The sequence below is a fragment of the Limnoglobus roseus genome (genome assembly GCF_008254045.1).
Classification (GTDB): Bacteria; Planctomycetota; Planctomycetia; order Gemmatales; family Gemmataceae; genus Limnoglobus; species Limnoglobus roseus.
This window is the reverse complement of the sequence record NZ_CP042425.1, coordinates 1983295-1998516: the sequence shown is the minus strand read 5'-3', so window position 1 is coordinate 1998516 and position 15222 is coordinate 1983295. Positions and strand designations below refer to the sequence as shown.

The window sequence follows — 15222 nt, the reverse complement described above, 5'->3', positions numbered from 1 at the left end:
GCCCTCCTATGGCAGTTCGAAGTGATCGCTGTCGATGATCGACCGGAAGTCGCCGCCCCAGATGAGGCCGAGGGCTTTGCCGATAGCGACAGCCGCCTTCCATTCCGATGAACCCACGCTCCAGTTCAGCGTGCCGTCCTTGCGCCTGATTGCAAAGTCGAATGCTTTGGATGCCGGGGTGCCGTCGGGCAGCGTGAAGTTGTGCTTGCTCTGTCCGCCCTTCGCGTTGGTAATGATCTTCCCCGGAGCGGTGCGGCCCTGGGCGTAGAGCGCGTCTTGCTCAGCGGGGGATCGCCAGGTGTAGATGACAAAGCTGTCGATGACCTGCTCGTGGCACTGGGCAAGCCACTTCCGGCAGAGCGGCTGTAGGTCCGGGTGCAGGTGGTTAATGTCGCGGTCGTTCATGGGCTATGCTCGCCTATGACGAGCCCAGACCGCGGGCCAGTTATCATTCGCTGCGAATAGGTTCGGGTTCGCGTTGTCGTTCTGTGCCAGGAAGGCAGACCCTGCCACCCCGGAGAGATTTCCGTCGAGGTGCCACAGGGAAAGGAGGTTGGGTTCCGATCCGGTGTAGGCCGAAGACGGCGGAGTGAATGCGCCGGTGTATTTGACGCCCGACCATACCGCCACTTCATCTACGGTGCCAGCAAACACGGAGCTAGCTGCGGGGGTCGATTGAGAGAACGCGCGAAGCTGGAACGGCCTGCCCTCTGCCTTCCAGTTCTGCTGTATCCACGGGCCGGGGTTGAACGAAGCCGCGCTTACGCCGTCGCTATACAGGGTCGTAAGGCCGGTATTGCTGACAGTGACGGCAAGGTGGTGATACGTACCGTCACAAATCGCCGTGGTGCTCACGGTACTTGTTCCATCTCCTGTTTGTATTCCAACAAAGCCGGTGGTGGGAGCGACTGTGATCGCGGCGGGGCCGCCGCCCATCACGTAAGCGGTGGCTCCTGGTGCTGATGCGCATGAGGCCCAACCCTCGAAAGTATAAGAGGGGGAACCCGGAATCACACCGAAGAAATATGGGTAGCCCGCGTTTACGGCATTGCCGAATTTTCCAGTTGCGTACGTTACTGCCGTACCGCTGATGGAGCTCATCGTCATCGAGAGCGGCGAAACCGACACCGGGGCTACGGCTTCAATGGCAGCGGGCGAGATGACGCCAGCGGATTTGACCAGCAAGCTTCCGTTCTGGTTGGCGTGTGTGCCATCGGCCGTCGCGTAGTTCGCTGTCCCGTTGACAACCCACTTGCCTGAGTCGAGGGAGCTTTCCAGTGCGGACGCCACGTCGAGCGAAACCACGCTGTCCGGCTGGGTCCGCGCCCAATCGTTGTAATTGATGCGGGGCGTGTTCTGGGAGCCGATAAACGTCTGGTTTGCCAGCGTTGCGAAGAGGTCTGTCGATGAATCAATCGGCTCATACGTTGCACGCAGGTATCGCTTGCCGTTGAAAAGGTAAGTGGCGCGTTTCTGGTAGTTCTGCAGCCCCTCTATGCTGCCAACACCCCTGCTGATGATACCGTTAATGCCGTATTCGTTGATTACGGTTGTGCAGTACTGCGACAGAGCGTATCGCATGGAATGCGAAGTGACGAAGGAGCTAAGCTGGTCGGCGCTCACGCCCACATTGATGTAGGCGCGCGTGTCGCCAATGGAGCGAGCTATACCTCCGAGGTTGTAGGCGGAATCGGCCACGTCCAACGCACCTTGCTGACGGCTATCGCCCACAAGAAAATACGTTTCTTTGGCGGTCTGGCCCAATATAGCTATAGGCCAGTACCCACGCTTGCCCAGTCCGTTATCGGTTATCGCGCCAGGCGTAGTCGGTACGCCCGAAGTCCCCATGACTGCCGCCTCGCTGCCGCCGCCCGTGTAATAAAGCGGGTTTCCGGTGAGGGTCGTGCCGAAATACGGGAAGTTGTTGCCCGTGGTCGGGGCAGCGTAAGTCCATGTGTAGAAGAGCGCACCGTCGGGTATAGTGAGTGCGGTGGTGTCGGAAAGACGCTGAGTGAAATCGGCGATGGTGGCGGTAGCGCTGCCGCTGAACAATACAGGCGTGTACGTGCCGACCGGGTATTCGACCCATGATTTTACATCGATTGAATTGCCAACCCCCACTTCAGCACCGAGGGTTCCGGTGGAAACATCGACCCGCCAGTTCGGGTAGATCAGTTGCAGGCTGGTGATGCTGTCGCGGGCGTAATGCGCCTTTCGCGTCATTATCTTCGTCGATGCGGTGGTGTTCTGCGAGTTCGGCATCATCGCCGAGGTGGCGACGGGGCCGAGGTAGGTGACGGGTGCCACCGCCGACCCCGTCCCGCCGTGTAGGAACCTCGCCTCAGCCGGAAACGCTGAGGCGAGTAAGGCGAGGACGAGAAGGAGAATGAGATGGGGCCGAGAGTTCTGCTTCATGGCCGACCTACAGGCACTGGTAGTAGAGCGTTCCGGTCAGCGACGACATCGCCGCCGTCACAGCGGTGGTGCTGATGGTGCTGATCGTCGGCGTGATGGCCGCGTTCGTGGTGAACGTGCAGGTCGGCGCGGCCCCGAGCGGGGCGCTAAACGTGATCGTGCAGGCGGTCGCTGCGGAGATGCCCGTGACCTGCCCCTTGTGGTTGGTCGAGCCGGTGGCGACCGACCCCCCGCCGCAGGTGCCCACCGTGGGTGCCGTGCCGTCGAACAGCAGGTTGCCGTTGATCCGGGCCGCGTAGTTGTTCGTCGCGCCTGACGGGGCCGACACGTTGAGGGCGAACCCGTTGGTGACAGTTCCAGTCAACGCCTGCGTGGGTACGTACAAACCGCTCTCGTTGGTGCAGGTGCCGTTCGTGCCGCAATTCTTCAGCGCGAGGGCAAGCGTCGCCCCGTCGGTCAGCGTCGACGCGCCCACGAAGCCGTCGGTCGCCCCGGTGACGACGAAGTCGCGCTGCAGGGTGAGCGCGCCGGTCGCGTGTTGGCGAACGGCGGCTGCGTTGTTAAAGTGCTGGGCGATGGCCTCCGTCGATGCCGTCAGGGCGGTGTCCGCCGCGCCGGTGTAGAGGAAGCGGGTGGTAGCCCCGCCGGAGATGGCGATCGGGCTGAAGGCGTAGTTCCCCCCGCTCGTGCCGATGGAGAAGGTGGTGACGCCGCCCCGGGAGAGGGTAAAACCCCCGCCGTTTATGAATATCCCCCCGGTGCCCACACTGCTGCCGCCGTAGAGAAACAGGTTGCCGGTACCTTTTGACTGAATGGTAAGGCCGGAGTTCGAACCGCTGTCGGTCGCCGTGATCGTGGTAGTTCCGGCCGTCGCCGCGCTCTTGATGGCAATGCCGGTGACTGAACTGGCGGTGCTGGCGTCTACAGTCAGCGCGGGGTTCGTCGCCCCGCTCGCCCCGACGGTCAGGGCCGAGGCCGAGGCGCTGGTGACGACGGTGGGCACATTGACGCCCACCGTGGTGCCGGAGTCGGTGATGTCCGAGGTGCCGGAAACCGCCGTGCCGGTGCTCGAATAGAAAGCGAGTTGGTTGGCCGTACCGGAGTTCACCGTGCCACTTCCGCCGCCGCCCGCTCCGCACGTACTGCCTGTGCCGCTTACAACACCCGAAGAGTTGACCTGCAAGCACTGCGTAGAGCCCGTGATGCTGGTAAGGGTGGTGGACCCGAGAGAGGTTGCGCCAGTTACCGTGAACGCCTCGCCGGTGGAAATGGTCGTGCCGTTGTCCAGCAGGCCGGATGCAGTTGTCGCACCGGAAGAATCAATAAACTTCGTTAACGCATTGGTGGTGATGGTGCCGTAGCCGGGGAAGCCGATGGAAAACCAGTTCGTGCCGTCGCTGATCGGGTACGCCCAGCCGCCGGTGTAGAGTTTCAGGTTGGCAGCGCCGTTAATCGTGCTCGTGGTCGGGCTAATTGTCGCCGTGCCCGCGCCAAAGTTCACTTCAGAAAACGCCACACCTGCCCCGAAGCCAGTGGTGCCCGCCTGCGGTAGCGTCACGGCAACAGCGGTGGACTTGTTGTGGGTCACCGTCTTCCCGAGGTCGGTCGAGAGAATGGTGTAGCTTGCAGCCGTGCCCTGCGCGTTCAGAAGGTTCGTGCTGCCGATGGTAAAGGTGCCCGTGCCGGGGCTAGGAGTGACAACCAGATCAGGGGTGGTAGCAGTCACGCTGACTGAGCCGCCTGCCGAGCAGGCGCCAGATACCCATGCACCAGCCGAACCGATCAAGCAATTGCCGTTGATTGGCGCTATGCCAGTGGGCGAGTAAGTGCCGTTCGAGACGATGAGGTTGCCGTTCGATGGCCAATTCGTGGGCTGTGAACCGCCCGCGTAGGCATTTCCAGAAATCAACAGTGTGAGGAGCAGCGAAAGAATACGTTTGGTCATGTGGGGTACTCCGCTTATTTGAAGGTGACGTTGGCAAGGATTCCCGTCGCCGGGGTAGTGCTGCCGGAGGGTGTCGAGGTTGCGGCCATGACGATGGCGTTCGCGAAGCTGATCTTTCCTTCGCCACCGAACTTCTCCTCCCACGACCCACCAGCAGGAACCCATTTGGACAACTTCGGTGCGGTGGTTCCCAGAGTTACCGAACCCACAGCGAGGTCGAAAATCTGTACGTAGGCGGCGGCGTTTCCAGTGTTCACGAAGTCGAATCCGTACAGGTTTCCAGCCGAAGCTTTCACCGCCACAGGCGTGCTGGTGAGCAGCGCGTTGCCGCCGGCAGCCCCGTTGGCGCAGAAGGTCGAGGTGCCCCCGGCAGTGTTCGCCGTCATCGCCACTGGTACGGCGGGCTGGTCGCTGGCGATGGCTATCGGCAAGGAGTTGGCCATCGTCGCTTGGCCTTTTGCCGGGATGTTCGCCGTGTTCGTTGCTACGGAAGCGAGAGACGAATTGCCCGTGGCCTGGGCCGCAGCCGTCGCGGCACCGGTGGTGTTCGTGGCGATGCTTGCGAGAGAGGAGTTCCCGGCGGCCTGCGCCGTTGCGGTGGCCAAACCGGACGTGTTCGTCGCAATGGTGGCAAGCGACGCATTCCCCGCCGTCTGGTTGCCTGAAGTGGCCGGGCTGATGATCGCTCCGGTGCTGTCCAGCAGCGGATGCGCGAACGCGGAACTGGTGCCATCGTTGTAGGCGATGATCGATTTGTCGGCGGCAGCGCTGTCCTTTACGGTGATCGGATTTGAAGTGAAGGTCATTACATTGCTCCTGCATATAGTCCGGAGTTACCGGCGATTGAAAAATTGAACTGCCCTCCTGATGACGGACTGGGGGATGGCGATGGACTTGGTGAAGGACTGGGAGAAGGAGAAGGAGACGGAGAAGGAGAAGGAGAAGGAGAAGGGCTGGGCGTTGGTGCTGGGGTGGGCGGCACGATGATCGTGACTTGCGGCGCAACGGAAACGACGCCGTATCGACGACGACGGATCAGTCCACTCGCTTTGCGTTCCTTGAGGTCGTAGACGTACTTGGCCGGTAAAAAAGCGGCCGTGATCACGTTTGCAATCACAGGCTTTACAGCCCCGACCGTGAGATCGACAATGAGACTTCCATCTGCCGTGGTCAGAGTCAGAAGTGCGGTTGGGTCATCGTATTCCGTGCGGATCTGCATCACGAACGACGATCCCGTCAGGTCTTCGCCTTCGCCATCATCGGTGAAGTAGAACGGCCGGTCGTAGTCTGCCCCCTGCTCAATGGTGATGTCTTGACGTGTTGCGGTCATGCTGCGTCCATTATGAAATCTCCGGGTGCTTGGCTGCCGCTCTCTCGCGTAAGTTCTGGCGATCTGTGATGGCGAGTCTTACCGCGTCAATCAGCGTGGTGCCTTTGGCAACTGGTTTCTCGAAGCATGCTGCCGCTCCGAGGGCCATCGCGTTTCGTCGCATATCCTCAGTGATCGCGCATGACAGCAGAATGATAGGCGGACAGTCTGGCAATTCACTTGTCATTTGGCGGATGGCATCCAGCCCGTTTTCACGCAGCATGACGTAATCCATCAGGACGCAGTCGACTCTTTCACGTTGCGCGGCCTCCATCCCGGCGGCGGCACTTTCGGCATCCAGGACTCGATACTCGCCTGGGCAGAGCCCTTCGAGCCACCGGCGGTGGATCATGCGGTCAAGACGATTGTCGTCGATCAGCAGGATGGTTTTCATTGGTGCCTCAGCAGGCCGAGGACGGATACGACGAACGCCGCAGTGCCTCCTACCCCACCCGCAAGGCGGAACATGACCGACCAGACGGTTCTGCTGCTTCCGACATCGTTCTCGACTTTGCTGAGTCGTAGCGCGTGGGCCGAGCGTTCCGTGTCACAAGTTTTCTGGTAGAGAAGAGACTGGTCTTGCTTTAGCTCGATGGTCGTGAGTTTGACCAGCACGCTGTTCTGGTAGTCCTCACGCTTGCCAAGGATGGTCAAAACGTAATCCATATTGGTTTCGAGCTTCGTGATGCGTTCGTTAGGCTCAGTCATGGAACAGCCTGCATAAATTTGTCATAAAGATACCCCATATGTTGTGCTGGCGCAACGACGGACAGCTACAGCTTGATGATAAAGTTGCAGACGGTAGAGGGCTGCATGTTGTTATGAGGCCCATCACCACCCGTGCTGGCGGTGTTGACCGGCTCGCTCTGGTTGAGCGCGGACGTATCTACGGCGACGGCTGACCCGCCGGAGTTGTGTCCACCCGCTATCGAATGCGAGTGCGAAGGCATTTCCGTAGTTGTCAGCGTGTGGGTTTGCTCGCCGCCCGTTGCTCCCAGCGTGGTTCCGCTGATACCGGAGCCGCCAGTAGTGACTCGGTTCGCCGCCGTGCCGCCCATGTCGTCGCGGCCGACACCGACCGTGCCGCGCCTGTCAGGCAGGGTCATTCGCTTGTTGGCAGCCCAATCAGCCGCAGCGTTCGCCCCACGGGTCGAAGCCGATCCGGCGCTGGTATAGATCGGGAACGTGGTGTTCGTGCCCGACGCCCATAGCGCGTTGAAGAGTGCCTGCGTATCCGCGTTCGCCCTCGCCGTCGCGCCAGAGCTTGCCGAGCCGATGGTAAGGCCGGAACAGAAGAGGAAGCCTGCTGGTTCGGCCAGGCCGTAATATTCAAAAACGAACCCCGGCAATATGCCTAGATTTGTAAGAGATGTGGAAGCGCTAGAAACGTCGCTCAGGTTGTTTGCTGGTATCAGGCCGGTAGCCGATGCAGCCGTGAACCCTTGGAGTTGCCAGCGGTTGCCGTTGGCGTCATAGACGAAGCTGAAAATGCCGTTTGCGACCACGGTGTTTGAGCCAAACGCCGCACCGCTGGTGGTCACGGCTGCCACGTTGCCGAGTCCATTCGCATTGATGATCGTCGGTCCCGAGCTGGAGTTCGCCACTTTCACGTTGATCCGCATGCCGTTGGTCAGGGCGACCGGGGCGGGATTCAGCGTGACGGTGATCGTGTTCGCCGCGCCGCTCGTGTCCTGGGCGAAGTTCGCCGCCCCGCTCTGGATGGTCGAGAGCATGGCCGGGAGCTTGGCGGCGATGAAAGGGGCGGTCGCCAATTGAGCGATATTCCCGCTGGTGATAGTCGTTTGGCCGTTCGCCACCGTGACTGCGTAAAGGCCGGTGTACCCGGCGTCTGGTGCTGGGGTCGTCTGCGTGCCGGTCGTGGCGGCGATGCCTGCTTTCACCCCGATCAGGCACACGCCCTTGCGGACGGTGTTCTGCGAAACGCCCGTGTTGTTCGGGCCACTCCACGCGACGGCGGGGTTCGAAGCGTTGTAGTACGGCAGCACGGTGCTGCCGGCGTCGGTGTCCTGGTAGGCGACTTGAATCAGGAAGTTAATCGACTGGCCGGTGGTAACGGGTGCGGGGCAACTCAAGGTCTGCGTGCCTACCGCAAGTCCCTGCTTCACGATCTGGTTGGCCGTATCGGCGGCAATCGTCCCATAGGCAGTTCCGTCCACGTTCTGGAGGCTGTGAATGCTACCCGGCCCTACTTTCACGTTTAGCGCGGCGGGGCTGTTCGGGATGCACGCCAGGCCGTCGACCGAAACGCTGGTTCCAAGGACCGCCTGCATGAGCGCACCGAGCGCAAGCATGGTGTTCTTGTTCGTGAGCAACAGGTCAGTTTCGAGTGGAATTTGGCCGACGTAAACGATCTCTCTATCCATATTTGCTCCTGGTAATTAGCTTTGAATTTGAGTCCACGCCAGAGTGCCGGCGGGCATCACCGCGTCAACCGCCGCGAAAATGTCTTTATCGGTCACCGAACCCTGGACCTGTGACAGGCTCGCGTAGGTCAGGCGACTCGGGGTCGTGTATCCACCCACTGTCGAGCCATACCCGGAAACGTAGGGAATGCCCTGGCCTGCGGGGCGGAAAGCGGTGACGAACGCCTGATAAGGGAGGTTGAGCGCGCCGTAACCGCCACCCACACCGTAGCCGACGCCTCCGATGCCGTACCCACCGGTGTCTGCGGGTCTGCGCGGCTCGAACACGACGGGCGTGCGCCCTGTCAGTGATTCAAGTGCGCGAATCAGGCCGCGACGGGTGGCCTTCTCGGGAAAGAGCGCCGCAATGATGCGTGCGCGGAACGAAGTATCTGGCTCCTGCACCTTGCGGGGAAGCGATTGGCCGAAGTAATCGAACGATATGAGGTCGAGGAAGCCTTCGGTCGCTGTGGCAATTCTGGTCTGAAGACGCGCATAAGCAGCAAGCGAGTAAACGCCGGAAAGGGCCGCTCCGATACCCGCCAGCACGGCGTCCAATACCGGCGTCGCACCCCGGAACCAGCCGCCGGGAAGCACTGCCTTAATGCGTGAAATGAAGTCGGCCTGATCCCCCGTCGCCATCTAGCTAATCGTCATAATGCCCGCGATAACGCGATGCTTTTGATCGGCGCTCAGGTCGGTTGTGCCGCTGTTGATGGTCACCCCCGTGACGTTCTGCACTCCGGCCACACCGTATGCCACGCTAGCGATTTGCGTGTAGGGGACGGAAACTCCCAGCTTCAGGCTGTTCAGGAAATTCGTGAGCGCCAAGCCGACGTTACCAACGACCGTTGCGTGGTCGTAACCTGGAGCGGAGGTGATCGCCATCCCGACGTTCGCAGTGAGCAGGGACGGTGCGAACACACCGAAGCTGATGGTGAACCCGCGCACGGCTTCGATGGCCGCGTTTACGCTCGCCAGAAGGGTGCTCGAAGCGAAGCCGGTGCCGTCGTCCACGACGACGTAGAAGTAGCCCATGTCCACCGCCCCGCTGTAATCCTCGTTCTCCGTGATGGTGGAGTTCAGCCCCTGCTGTACGCCCGCGACAGCGGAAGCAATGGCTGCTTTCGTCGCTTTTGAGAGTGAAGCGAGGAACAGCACGAACCGCCAGCGGAAGGCCGCGTCGGACTCCGCGTCGAGGCCGTTCAGGAACGCCGCCGTGTTGGTCACAGTGTCCACGTTCGGGATGGCCGTGGTAATGACGGTCACGGTGGACGCATGCACGTTGCCCGCCGCGCCGGGGGTCACAGCCTGCACGGGCACGTTCACGCTCGTGGTATTGGCTGGAAGGACGTAGCCGCCAAGTCCGGCGCTGTATGCGGAGTTGGTGGTGTCGATTGTGACAAAGAACTTCTGGGTGCCATCCGTGGTCTGCACGGGGGCGTTGATCGGCACGACCGCCTGTGCGGTGGCGGTGAAGCGCGAGAACGTCACCTGCCCGGTGGAGTTGAGCGCCGAAAGCCGGAAGAAGCCGAAATCGGCGCACCATGTGTCGAGGTCGGTTCCTGAGCTGGTGGCGGCGCGGGTGAGCGTCAGCACTTGCAGGATGATCGCTTGCAACCACAGCGCGACCCCGGCAACGGCCTCCGAGATCGCCCGCAGCACCGAACCGGCGGTGAAGTTGAGCGCCGCACTCGCGGAGGCCTGAATGGCCGTGGCGATGTTCGAGACGATCTGGTTGAAAGTGTTGGTTGGCAGGGCCATGCAGTAAACCTTTAAGGCGTTAGGTCGAAGCTGAGCAGCACGGGCTCGCCGTTTTCGATGCTGAAGTAGGTGATCTGTGCAGAGATCCCGTTGGGAATCGACTGAAGAGTGACTTGCGGCTCGGGGTCGTGCGAAACGTCGGCTTCCAGGTACATCTGGCTCTTGATGAGCGCCGAGATCGCTGCCTCATCGAGCGGCAGGCCGATGTACGATGGCAATCCCGCCCCGTAGGCCGGTTGCCAGAGATAGTCCTTCTGGTTCGTGAGCAGTCTGCGAAGGACTCGTTGCTTGCTTTCTTCCAGCCCGTCCGCCACGAGCAGGTCGCCGTTCGCGCTTATCACGAGGTCTGATCCGAAGTAGTGTGCGGCGTCTGTCATGATTAAACCTGCTCGTTGGGCACGCCCGTCACTCCACCCGGGGCGGGATGCGTGTGGATGTCGTAAACAGCCCGGAAGGACGCCATCGTGTAGGTATTGACGTGGTAGAAGTCCCAGATGTCTTCCGACGCCCGGATGCTGCCGTTGACGATGAGGTTGCCTGTGTGCGTCCAGAGTGGCGCGCTCGACGTGATCGCGGTGGCCGCGTGCAGTTCCACGGTCCCGTCGTTGTGGAATTTCAGTGAACTCCCTGACTTATGCGCCAGCCAGAACTCGCCCGCTGGAACGCTCAGGGGCCGGAACAGGTCGCCGAACGCACGCAGAGCGATGTACGGCGCTTTCTTGCCGCCTTCCTGGAACTGCACCTCGACCTCGTCGCCGATGTCCGGGGGGCAGAACATGCCCCATCCGTTGCCCGACCACGGAGTGCGGATCGGCAGCCAGCCGGTTTCTACGCCCTGCGGCTGGAGTAGCACTTTGGCCGCATAGTTGGCCTCATCGTAGCCCGAGACGATGCCGATCTTCGGGAGCGCAAGCCGCGACATGACCCGTTCCGCTTCGCGACGGGCAATGTTGAGCAGGTTTTGCATCATACGAGCACGCTGTCCTGAACGCTGTGGTTCTTGGCCCGCACGTCCATCCGGTAGCCGTCCTGCATCGAAAGCCGCCGCGTGACGCTGTCCGGGTAGTAAAGCTGGTCCCAATCGGTGCCTGTACCGACGAGCCGCAGCGTGGCGCGAGTGGTCATGGCGTTGTCCCCCGGCAAACTGGCGCTCAGAATCCGCTCGTGGCGGGTAATCTCTTCGGCCTTGGCCTCGGCGAATTGCTGGGCCTGGTCGTGGGTCAGGTTCGGACGGATGAAGCTGTAGGTCTGTGCGGTTCCTCCCCGGCGCTGGCTCTTCTTCGCCTGCGACCGCTTGGCGGTGACGGTGAACGCCCGCTGCTGCTTCTGATTCCAGCTCCGCACGGTAACGATCACGTCGCGCGAGAGGGTCTGCGACCGCGACACGTGCAGGCTCGAAGCGTTCGAGGCGAAGCTTCCGTCACCCGGCTCCGACCAAAGCATCACGTAGGGCGGGTTACTGGTTGCCGGAGATGGCTGGAAGTACAGCGTCGTGCCGGAAACCCACACATCGAAGCCTTCCCGCTCGGCGAGGTAGACCAGCAAATCCCATTCGGTCTCTTCGTGCGTGGAGATGGCGTGGTCGATCTCGTAGTACGTGCCGGCCAAGGTCTCCGTTGCCTGAACGCTCGAATCCAGCCCGTTCCGCAGTGCCAGCGCCTGCGCGATTTCGCTGGCCGTCTGGTTCTGGAACTTCTCGGCCGTCTTGTTATCGATGAGCGCGGCAGACAAATCCCGTCCGCTGAGGGTGATTCGCCGCCCGGTCACGTCCCATTCCACGTCATCCACCTGCCCCACGATCAGGGCCGCGGGCGTCTCGCCACCGAGGGACACGCCGATAGACACCTGGTCGTTCTGCGAATCCGCCCAATAGCTCGGGCCGAAAGCCAGGGGGAGGCCGCCGACCGCCAACTCGACGCGGTAGGTGTCGGCGGTGAAATGGCTGTTGTTGGTCACGTCGAGCGAAATGACCGCTTTGGCCGGGAGACGTGTGCCGTTGAGCATTACGACCGGCCGGGGCCTGCGCGTGATACCCGCTGGCTGGCGGGGGTTGTTCAGGCTCGTGATGCCGGCCAGGTCAAGCGGGGTCATAGACCCCGCCTCCTGCATTCGGGTCCAGCTTCGGGATTTGCAGCGTGACGATGCCGGTGATGAAGGGGTCGATCAGGCGGTTGAGTTCGGCGATCCGGTTCCACTGGGTCGCATCGCCGAGTTCCAGCATCGCGATCTGGAAGAGGTTGCCGCCGCCGACGGTGACGCTTTTCATGTTAGGCCTGTAGATTCTTCGACATCCGTGTGACGGTGCTGCCGAGCTGGTAGAGTTGGTTGAGCTGACCGAAAGCGGACGACTGGTTGGAGAGGCTAAACGCCATCGAAGCGGGATCGCCCCCGGCCGTGACAGGGGTGGAAGAAGCCACGATGGCGTTTGCCGCAGTGACGCTCGCCCCCACCGCCTGCTGAGTCGCTGACAGCGTGCCGACGATCTGGGTGATGGTGTCCGAGGGGGCGTTCCTCAGCGTTCCGGCGACATTGATGGCTTGCTGGGCCGTGGTGAGGGCCGTCCCGATGGCCGCGATGCCGAGTGAATCGCTGAGGCCGAGTGCGCGCCCCAGGTCCGAGCCGATCAGCTCGTCGATGCCGGGAATGCCCGTAAGGATTGGTGCGGATTCGTCCGAAACGACGGTGCAGTTGATCGTGTAGGGGATCTCGAACGGCTGTTGGTACTCCGCCTTGAACGACTGGACGATGACCTGGTAGCGGTAGGTGCTCCATTTCAACAGGAACGGCTGGCCTGATGTGCGATAACCTTCGAGGATGCGGGCGCGGGCTTCGGCTTGCGCCCCGCGAAAGCGTCCCGACCACGGGATGTCGGCGTCGTCTGCACCCATCGCGTCGATTGTCCGGGCGCCACCGGGTAGCTTGTGGACCACGAGCATCTGGTCGCCCCCGATGCGAATGCTGTCGGGCACTTCGAAGTCCTGGAAGATGATGCCGCCGAGGGTGAGGATGACGGTCATCAGAACCCCCACCCTGGATGCAGGCGACCGTCAAAGCCACTGCCGGACGCGAGGGGACCACTGGCGGACTTAGCCTGATGGTCACTGACCACGGTCGCAATGGTCCGGCCGTCGAGGTTTACGGGCACGACGATGGTGGACTTGTTCGACTTGGCGGGGGGCAGATCGTAATAGGCGTCGAGGTCTTTCCGGCCGCCGGGATTGTTCATGCGGTACAGCCAGTCGCCGATGCCGGGGGCCGCATCGTCGATCTTGGCGGCGATCTCCTTGTGGTAAGCGATGCCCGCGAGCACGGCGAGCGCGCCACCTAAAAGGCCCAGGGCGGGCAACACGGACGCGGTGATCGTCGTCGCCAGGGTAGGCATTAGCAGGTTGATGCCCAGGAACGCGGCCTTCAGAGTAAGCACCGAGCCGCTGAACAGCAGCGCGCCGGACAGGCCCGCGAAGCCGTAGATGAGCGTGTCGAACATGCGGGGATGGCGGTAGACCCATTGCCCCATGATGCGGATGGCCTCGGCCAGCTTGTTCATCGCCGGAATAATGATCGGGATGAGCGCTTCGCCGGAAGCGATCTTCAGGTTCTCCCACGCCTTTCCGAGGGCCATCTCGGCACCTTGCGGGCTGGTGCGGGCGAGTTTCACGAGGTCGTCGGTGCCCATCGCGTTCTGGCTCAGCTTCATGTTCTTGGCGATCTTCTCCTGCTGGAGGAACATCAGGCTGAAGAGACTGGACGCGGTGCGGTTGCCGAAGATGACACCCATCTCCTGAAGCACGCTTTGCTCCGATGTGATTCCCTTCGACCGCATGGCGGGCAGCAGCGTTTCCTGCATCCACTGGTAGGGGTTGGCTCCGAATCCGGCGTTGTCCTTGAGCGCGCCGGGGCGGACCTGCTTGATGGTGCCGATTTTCGTGTATTCGACCATCGACGGGTCGAGCAGTCCGAGCTTCATCAACTCGGTCGAGGCGCGGACGGTGGAGCGGCCCTGCGCGAGGTTGTTGTACGCGCTCATCAAGCCAGTGCCGGTGCGGTTGCCGCCCAGCTCCTGGATCAGCGGCTCCATGCCGTAGTAGAAGGACTTGTTGTCGAGCAGTCGGCCCGCGACACCCGCCGTCTTGATGAAGGCCAGATAATCGGCTGGCTTCACCATGCCGCCGGTGCCCGCGATGACTTGCTGCATCATGCTCGCCTGGCCGAGGAAGTCCTGTGGCGACTTGAAGCCGCCCTTCATCTCGATGATCTTCTCCAGCGCCCGGAGTTGGTTCTCGCTGAAGTCCATGCCGTGCCCGCCATATACCGCTTGGTTGGCGAACTTGAGTTGGGAAAAGCCCGGAGCGAGCTGCTGAGCCATTCCGAAGTCGCCGAGGACGGTCGCAAGGTCGCGGGTGGTGCGCATCAGGTCGGTGGCCGACGCGCCGATCACGCTGCTGCCGCGTGCGAATTTATCCGCCTGCGAGTTGATGGCGTCGCCGAGATTTAGGCTTTTGAACTGGGCGAAGGCCTGCTGGTATTCCTTGGCCGCTTCGAGCGTCTTGCCAAGCGCATGCAGCCCGGCGTAGCCCGCGCCGCCGAGGATCGCCCCGCCGATGCCGAGAAGCTTGATTTCCTTCAGAGTAGCGTTGAGCTTCTTCGCCTGGGCGTCGGTTTTGACCAGATCGCCCCGAATCGCAAACAGTCCGCGGCTGACCTGGTTCGCCAGCGCGATGGTGATGCCGACCTTATATACCTCAGTCATTTTCGATCCGCATTTTCCTGTTGAACACACCTTCCCCGACAAGTGAGGCTACTGCCGATTCCCCGACGATTTCGATGATCTTGTCTATCTCTTCGACGACCGCACCTCCGAGGACCGAGCGAGGTGGCTGCTTCACCGTGCCCAACTCGAAGTAGACCAAATGATCGTCGTCCGACCCGACATGGGCCTCGCCGTCCATCACGATGTGCTCGATGCTATCACGCATCTCCCCCGTGCGCAGGCCGGGATCGTTTTCGGTGAACCCCTTGCGCAGACGGTCTTCTTTCGTGTAATCAGCCAGTTCCGGCCACGCGATGAACGGACCCGCTTCGTTCTGATATTCCCCGATCTTCTCCTTGGCGCGATTCTCGACGACCACGGCCGCCTTTTCGAGGGCGTGCTTCTCCATCTCGTGCTGCCGGAGTTCGATTTCGCCTAACTTCGCGGCCAGTTCCAGAAGTTCCATCATTTGTTCTGTTTCCACTGCATTGTTGACCAGCACCAAGTTTCACCGTCCTGCTGACGCATGATGATCGACCAAGAAATAGCCTCTTCT

17 protein-coding genes are annotated in these 15222 nt (G+C 61.7%); all 17 read right to left on the bottom strand.

Annotation, left to right across the window (positions count from 1 at the left end; genetic code table 11):
* Positions 1 to 6 precede the first annotated feature (6 nt).
* Positions 7 to 405: a M15 family metallopeptidase gene (locus tag PX52LOC_RS08385; RefSeq protein ID WP_149109669.1), complete on the bottom strand. Its 399-nt coding sequence runs from the start codon at positions 403 to 405 to the stop codon at positions 7 to 9.
* A 3-nt stretch (positions 406 to 408) separates the two neighbouring features.
* Positions 409 to 2307, bottom strand: a complete 1899-nt coding sequence (locus PX52LOC_RS08380; protein ID WP_168218868.1) for a LamG domain-containing protein — start codon at positions 2305 to 2307, stop codon at positions 409 to 411.
* Between the two features lie 115 nt (positions 2308 to 2422).
* Complete coding sequence (locus tag PX52LOC_RS08375; RefSeq protein ID WP_149109667.1) at positions 2423 to 4360, bottom strand: beta strand repeat-containing protein; 1938 nt, start codon at positions 4358 to 4360, stop codon at positions 2423 to 2425.
* A 14-nt stretch (positions 4361 to 4374) separates the two neighbouring features.
* Positions 4375 to 5166, bottom strand: a complete 792-nt coding sequence (locus tag PX52LOC_RS08370; RefSeq protein WP_149109666.1) for a hypothetical protein — start codon at positions 5164 to 5166, stop codon at positions 4375 to 4377.
* Entirely contained in the window at positions 5166 to 5690 is a 525-nt protein-coding gene (locus PX52LOC_RS08365) for a hypothetical protein (protein WP_149109665.1), read from the bottom strand. The genes PX52LOC_RS08370 and PX52LOC_RS08365 overlap by 1 nt, the downstream gene beginning before the upstream one ends.
* Positions 5691 to 5700: 10 nt before the next feature.
* Positions 5701 to 6123, bottom strand: a complete 423-nt coding sequence (locus tag PX52LOC_RS08360) for a response regulator (protein WP_149109664.1) — start codon at positions 6121 to 6123, stop codon at positions 5701 to 5703.
* Complete coding sequence (locus PX52LOC_RS08355; RefSeq protein WP_149109663.1) at positions 6120 to 6437, bottom strand: hypothetical protein; 318 nt, start codon at positions 6435 to 6437, stop codon at positions 6120 to 6122. The genes PX52LOC_RS08360 and PX52LOC_RS08355 overlap by 4 nt, the downstream gene beginning before the upstream one ends.
* Positions 6438 to 6502: 65 nt before the next feature.
* Entirely contained in the window at positions 6503 to 8113 is a 1611-nt protein-coding gene (locus PX52LOC_RS08350) for a hypothetical protein (RefSeq protein ID WP_149109662.1), read from the bottom strand.
* A 15-nt stretch (positions 8114 to 8128) separates the two neighbouring features.
* Complete coding sequence (locus tag PX52LOC_RS08345) at positions 8129 to 8794, bottom strand: hypothetical protein (protein ID WP_149109661.1); 666 nt, start codon at positions 8792 to 8794, stop codon at positions 8129 to 8131.
* Positions 8795 to 9916: a baseplate J/gp47 family protein gene (locus tag PX52LOC_RS08340; protein WP_149109660.1), complete on the bottom strand. Its 1122-nt coding sequence runs from the start codon at positions 9914 to 9916 to the stop codon at positions 8795 to 8797.
* Positions 9917 to 9927: 11 nt separating this feature from the next.
* Positions 9928 to 10293, bottom strand: coding sequence for a phage tail protein (locus PX52LOC_RS08335; RefSeq protein WP_149109659.1), 366 nt, complete (start codon positions 10291 to 10293; stop codon positions 9928 to 9930).
* A 2-nt stretch (positions 10294 to 10295) separates the two neighbouring features.
* A complete protein-coding gene (locus PX52LOC_RS08330; protein WP_149109658.1) occupies positions 10296 to 10886 on the bottom strand; it encodes a phage baseplate assembly protein V in 591 nt (196 codons plus the stop codon).
* Positions 10883 to 12007 (bottom strand): phage late control D family protein, encoded by a 1125-nt coding sequence (locus tag PX52LOC_RS08325; RefSeq protein WP_149109657.1) that lies wholly within the window; start codon positions 12005 to 12007, stop codon positions 10883 to 10885. Before PX52LOC_RS08325 ends, PX52LOC_RS08330 begins: the two co-directional genes overlap by 4 nt.
* Positions 11994 to 12182: a hypothetical protein gene (locus PX52LOC_RS08320; protein ID WP_149109656.1), complete on the bottom strand. Its 189-nt coding sequence runs from the start codon at positions 12180 to 12182 to the stop codon at positions 11994 to 11996. The genes PX52LOC_RS08325 and PX52LOC_RS08320 overlap by 14 nt, the downstream gene beginning before the upstream one ends.
* A gap of 1 nt (position 12183) precedes the next feature.
* Entirely contained in the window at positions 12184 to 12933 is a 750-nt protein-coding gene (locus tag PX52LOC_RS08315; RefSeq protein ID WP_149109655.1) for a hypothetical protein, read from the bottom strand.
* Complete coding sequence (locus PX52LOC_RS08310; protein ID WP_149109654.1) at positions 12933 to 14666, bottom strand: phage tail tape measure protein; 1734 nt, start codon at positions 14664 to 14666, stop codon at positions 12933 to 12935. The genes PX52LOC_RS08315 and PX52LOC_RS08310 overlap by 1 nt, the downstream gene beginning before the upstream one ends.
* The gene (locus PX52LOC_RS08305; protein WP_390637530.1) at positions 14659 to 15168 is read right to left on the bottom strand and encodes a phage virion morphogenesis protein; all 510 of its coding nucleotides are present in this window, start codon (positions 15166 to 15168) and stop codon (positions 14659 to 14661) included. Before PX52LOC_RS08305 ends, PX52LOC_RS08310 begins: the two co-directional genes overlap by 8 nt.
* Between the last annotated feature and the right edge of the window lie 54 nt (positions 15169 to 15222).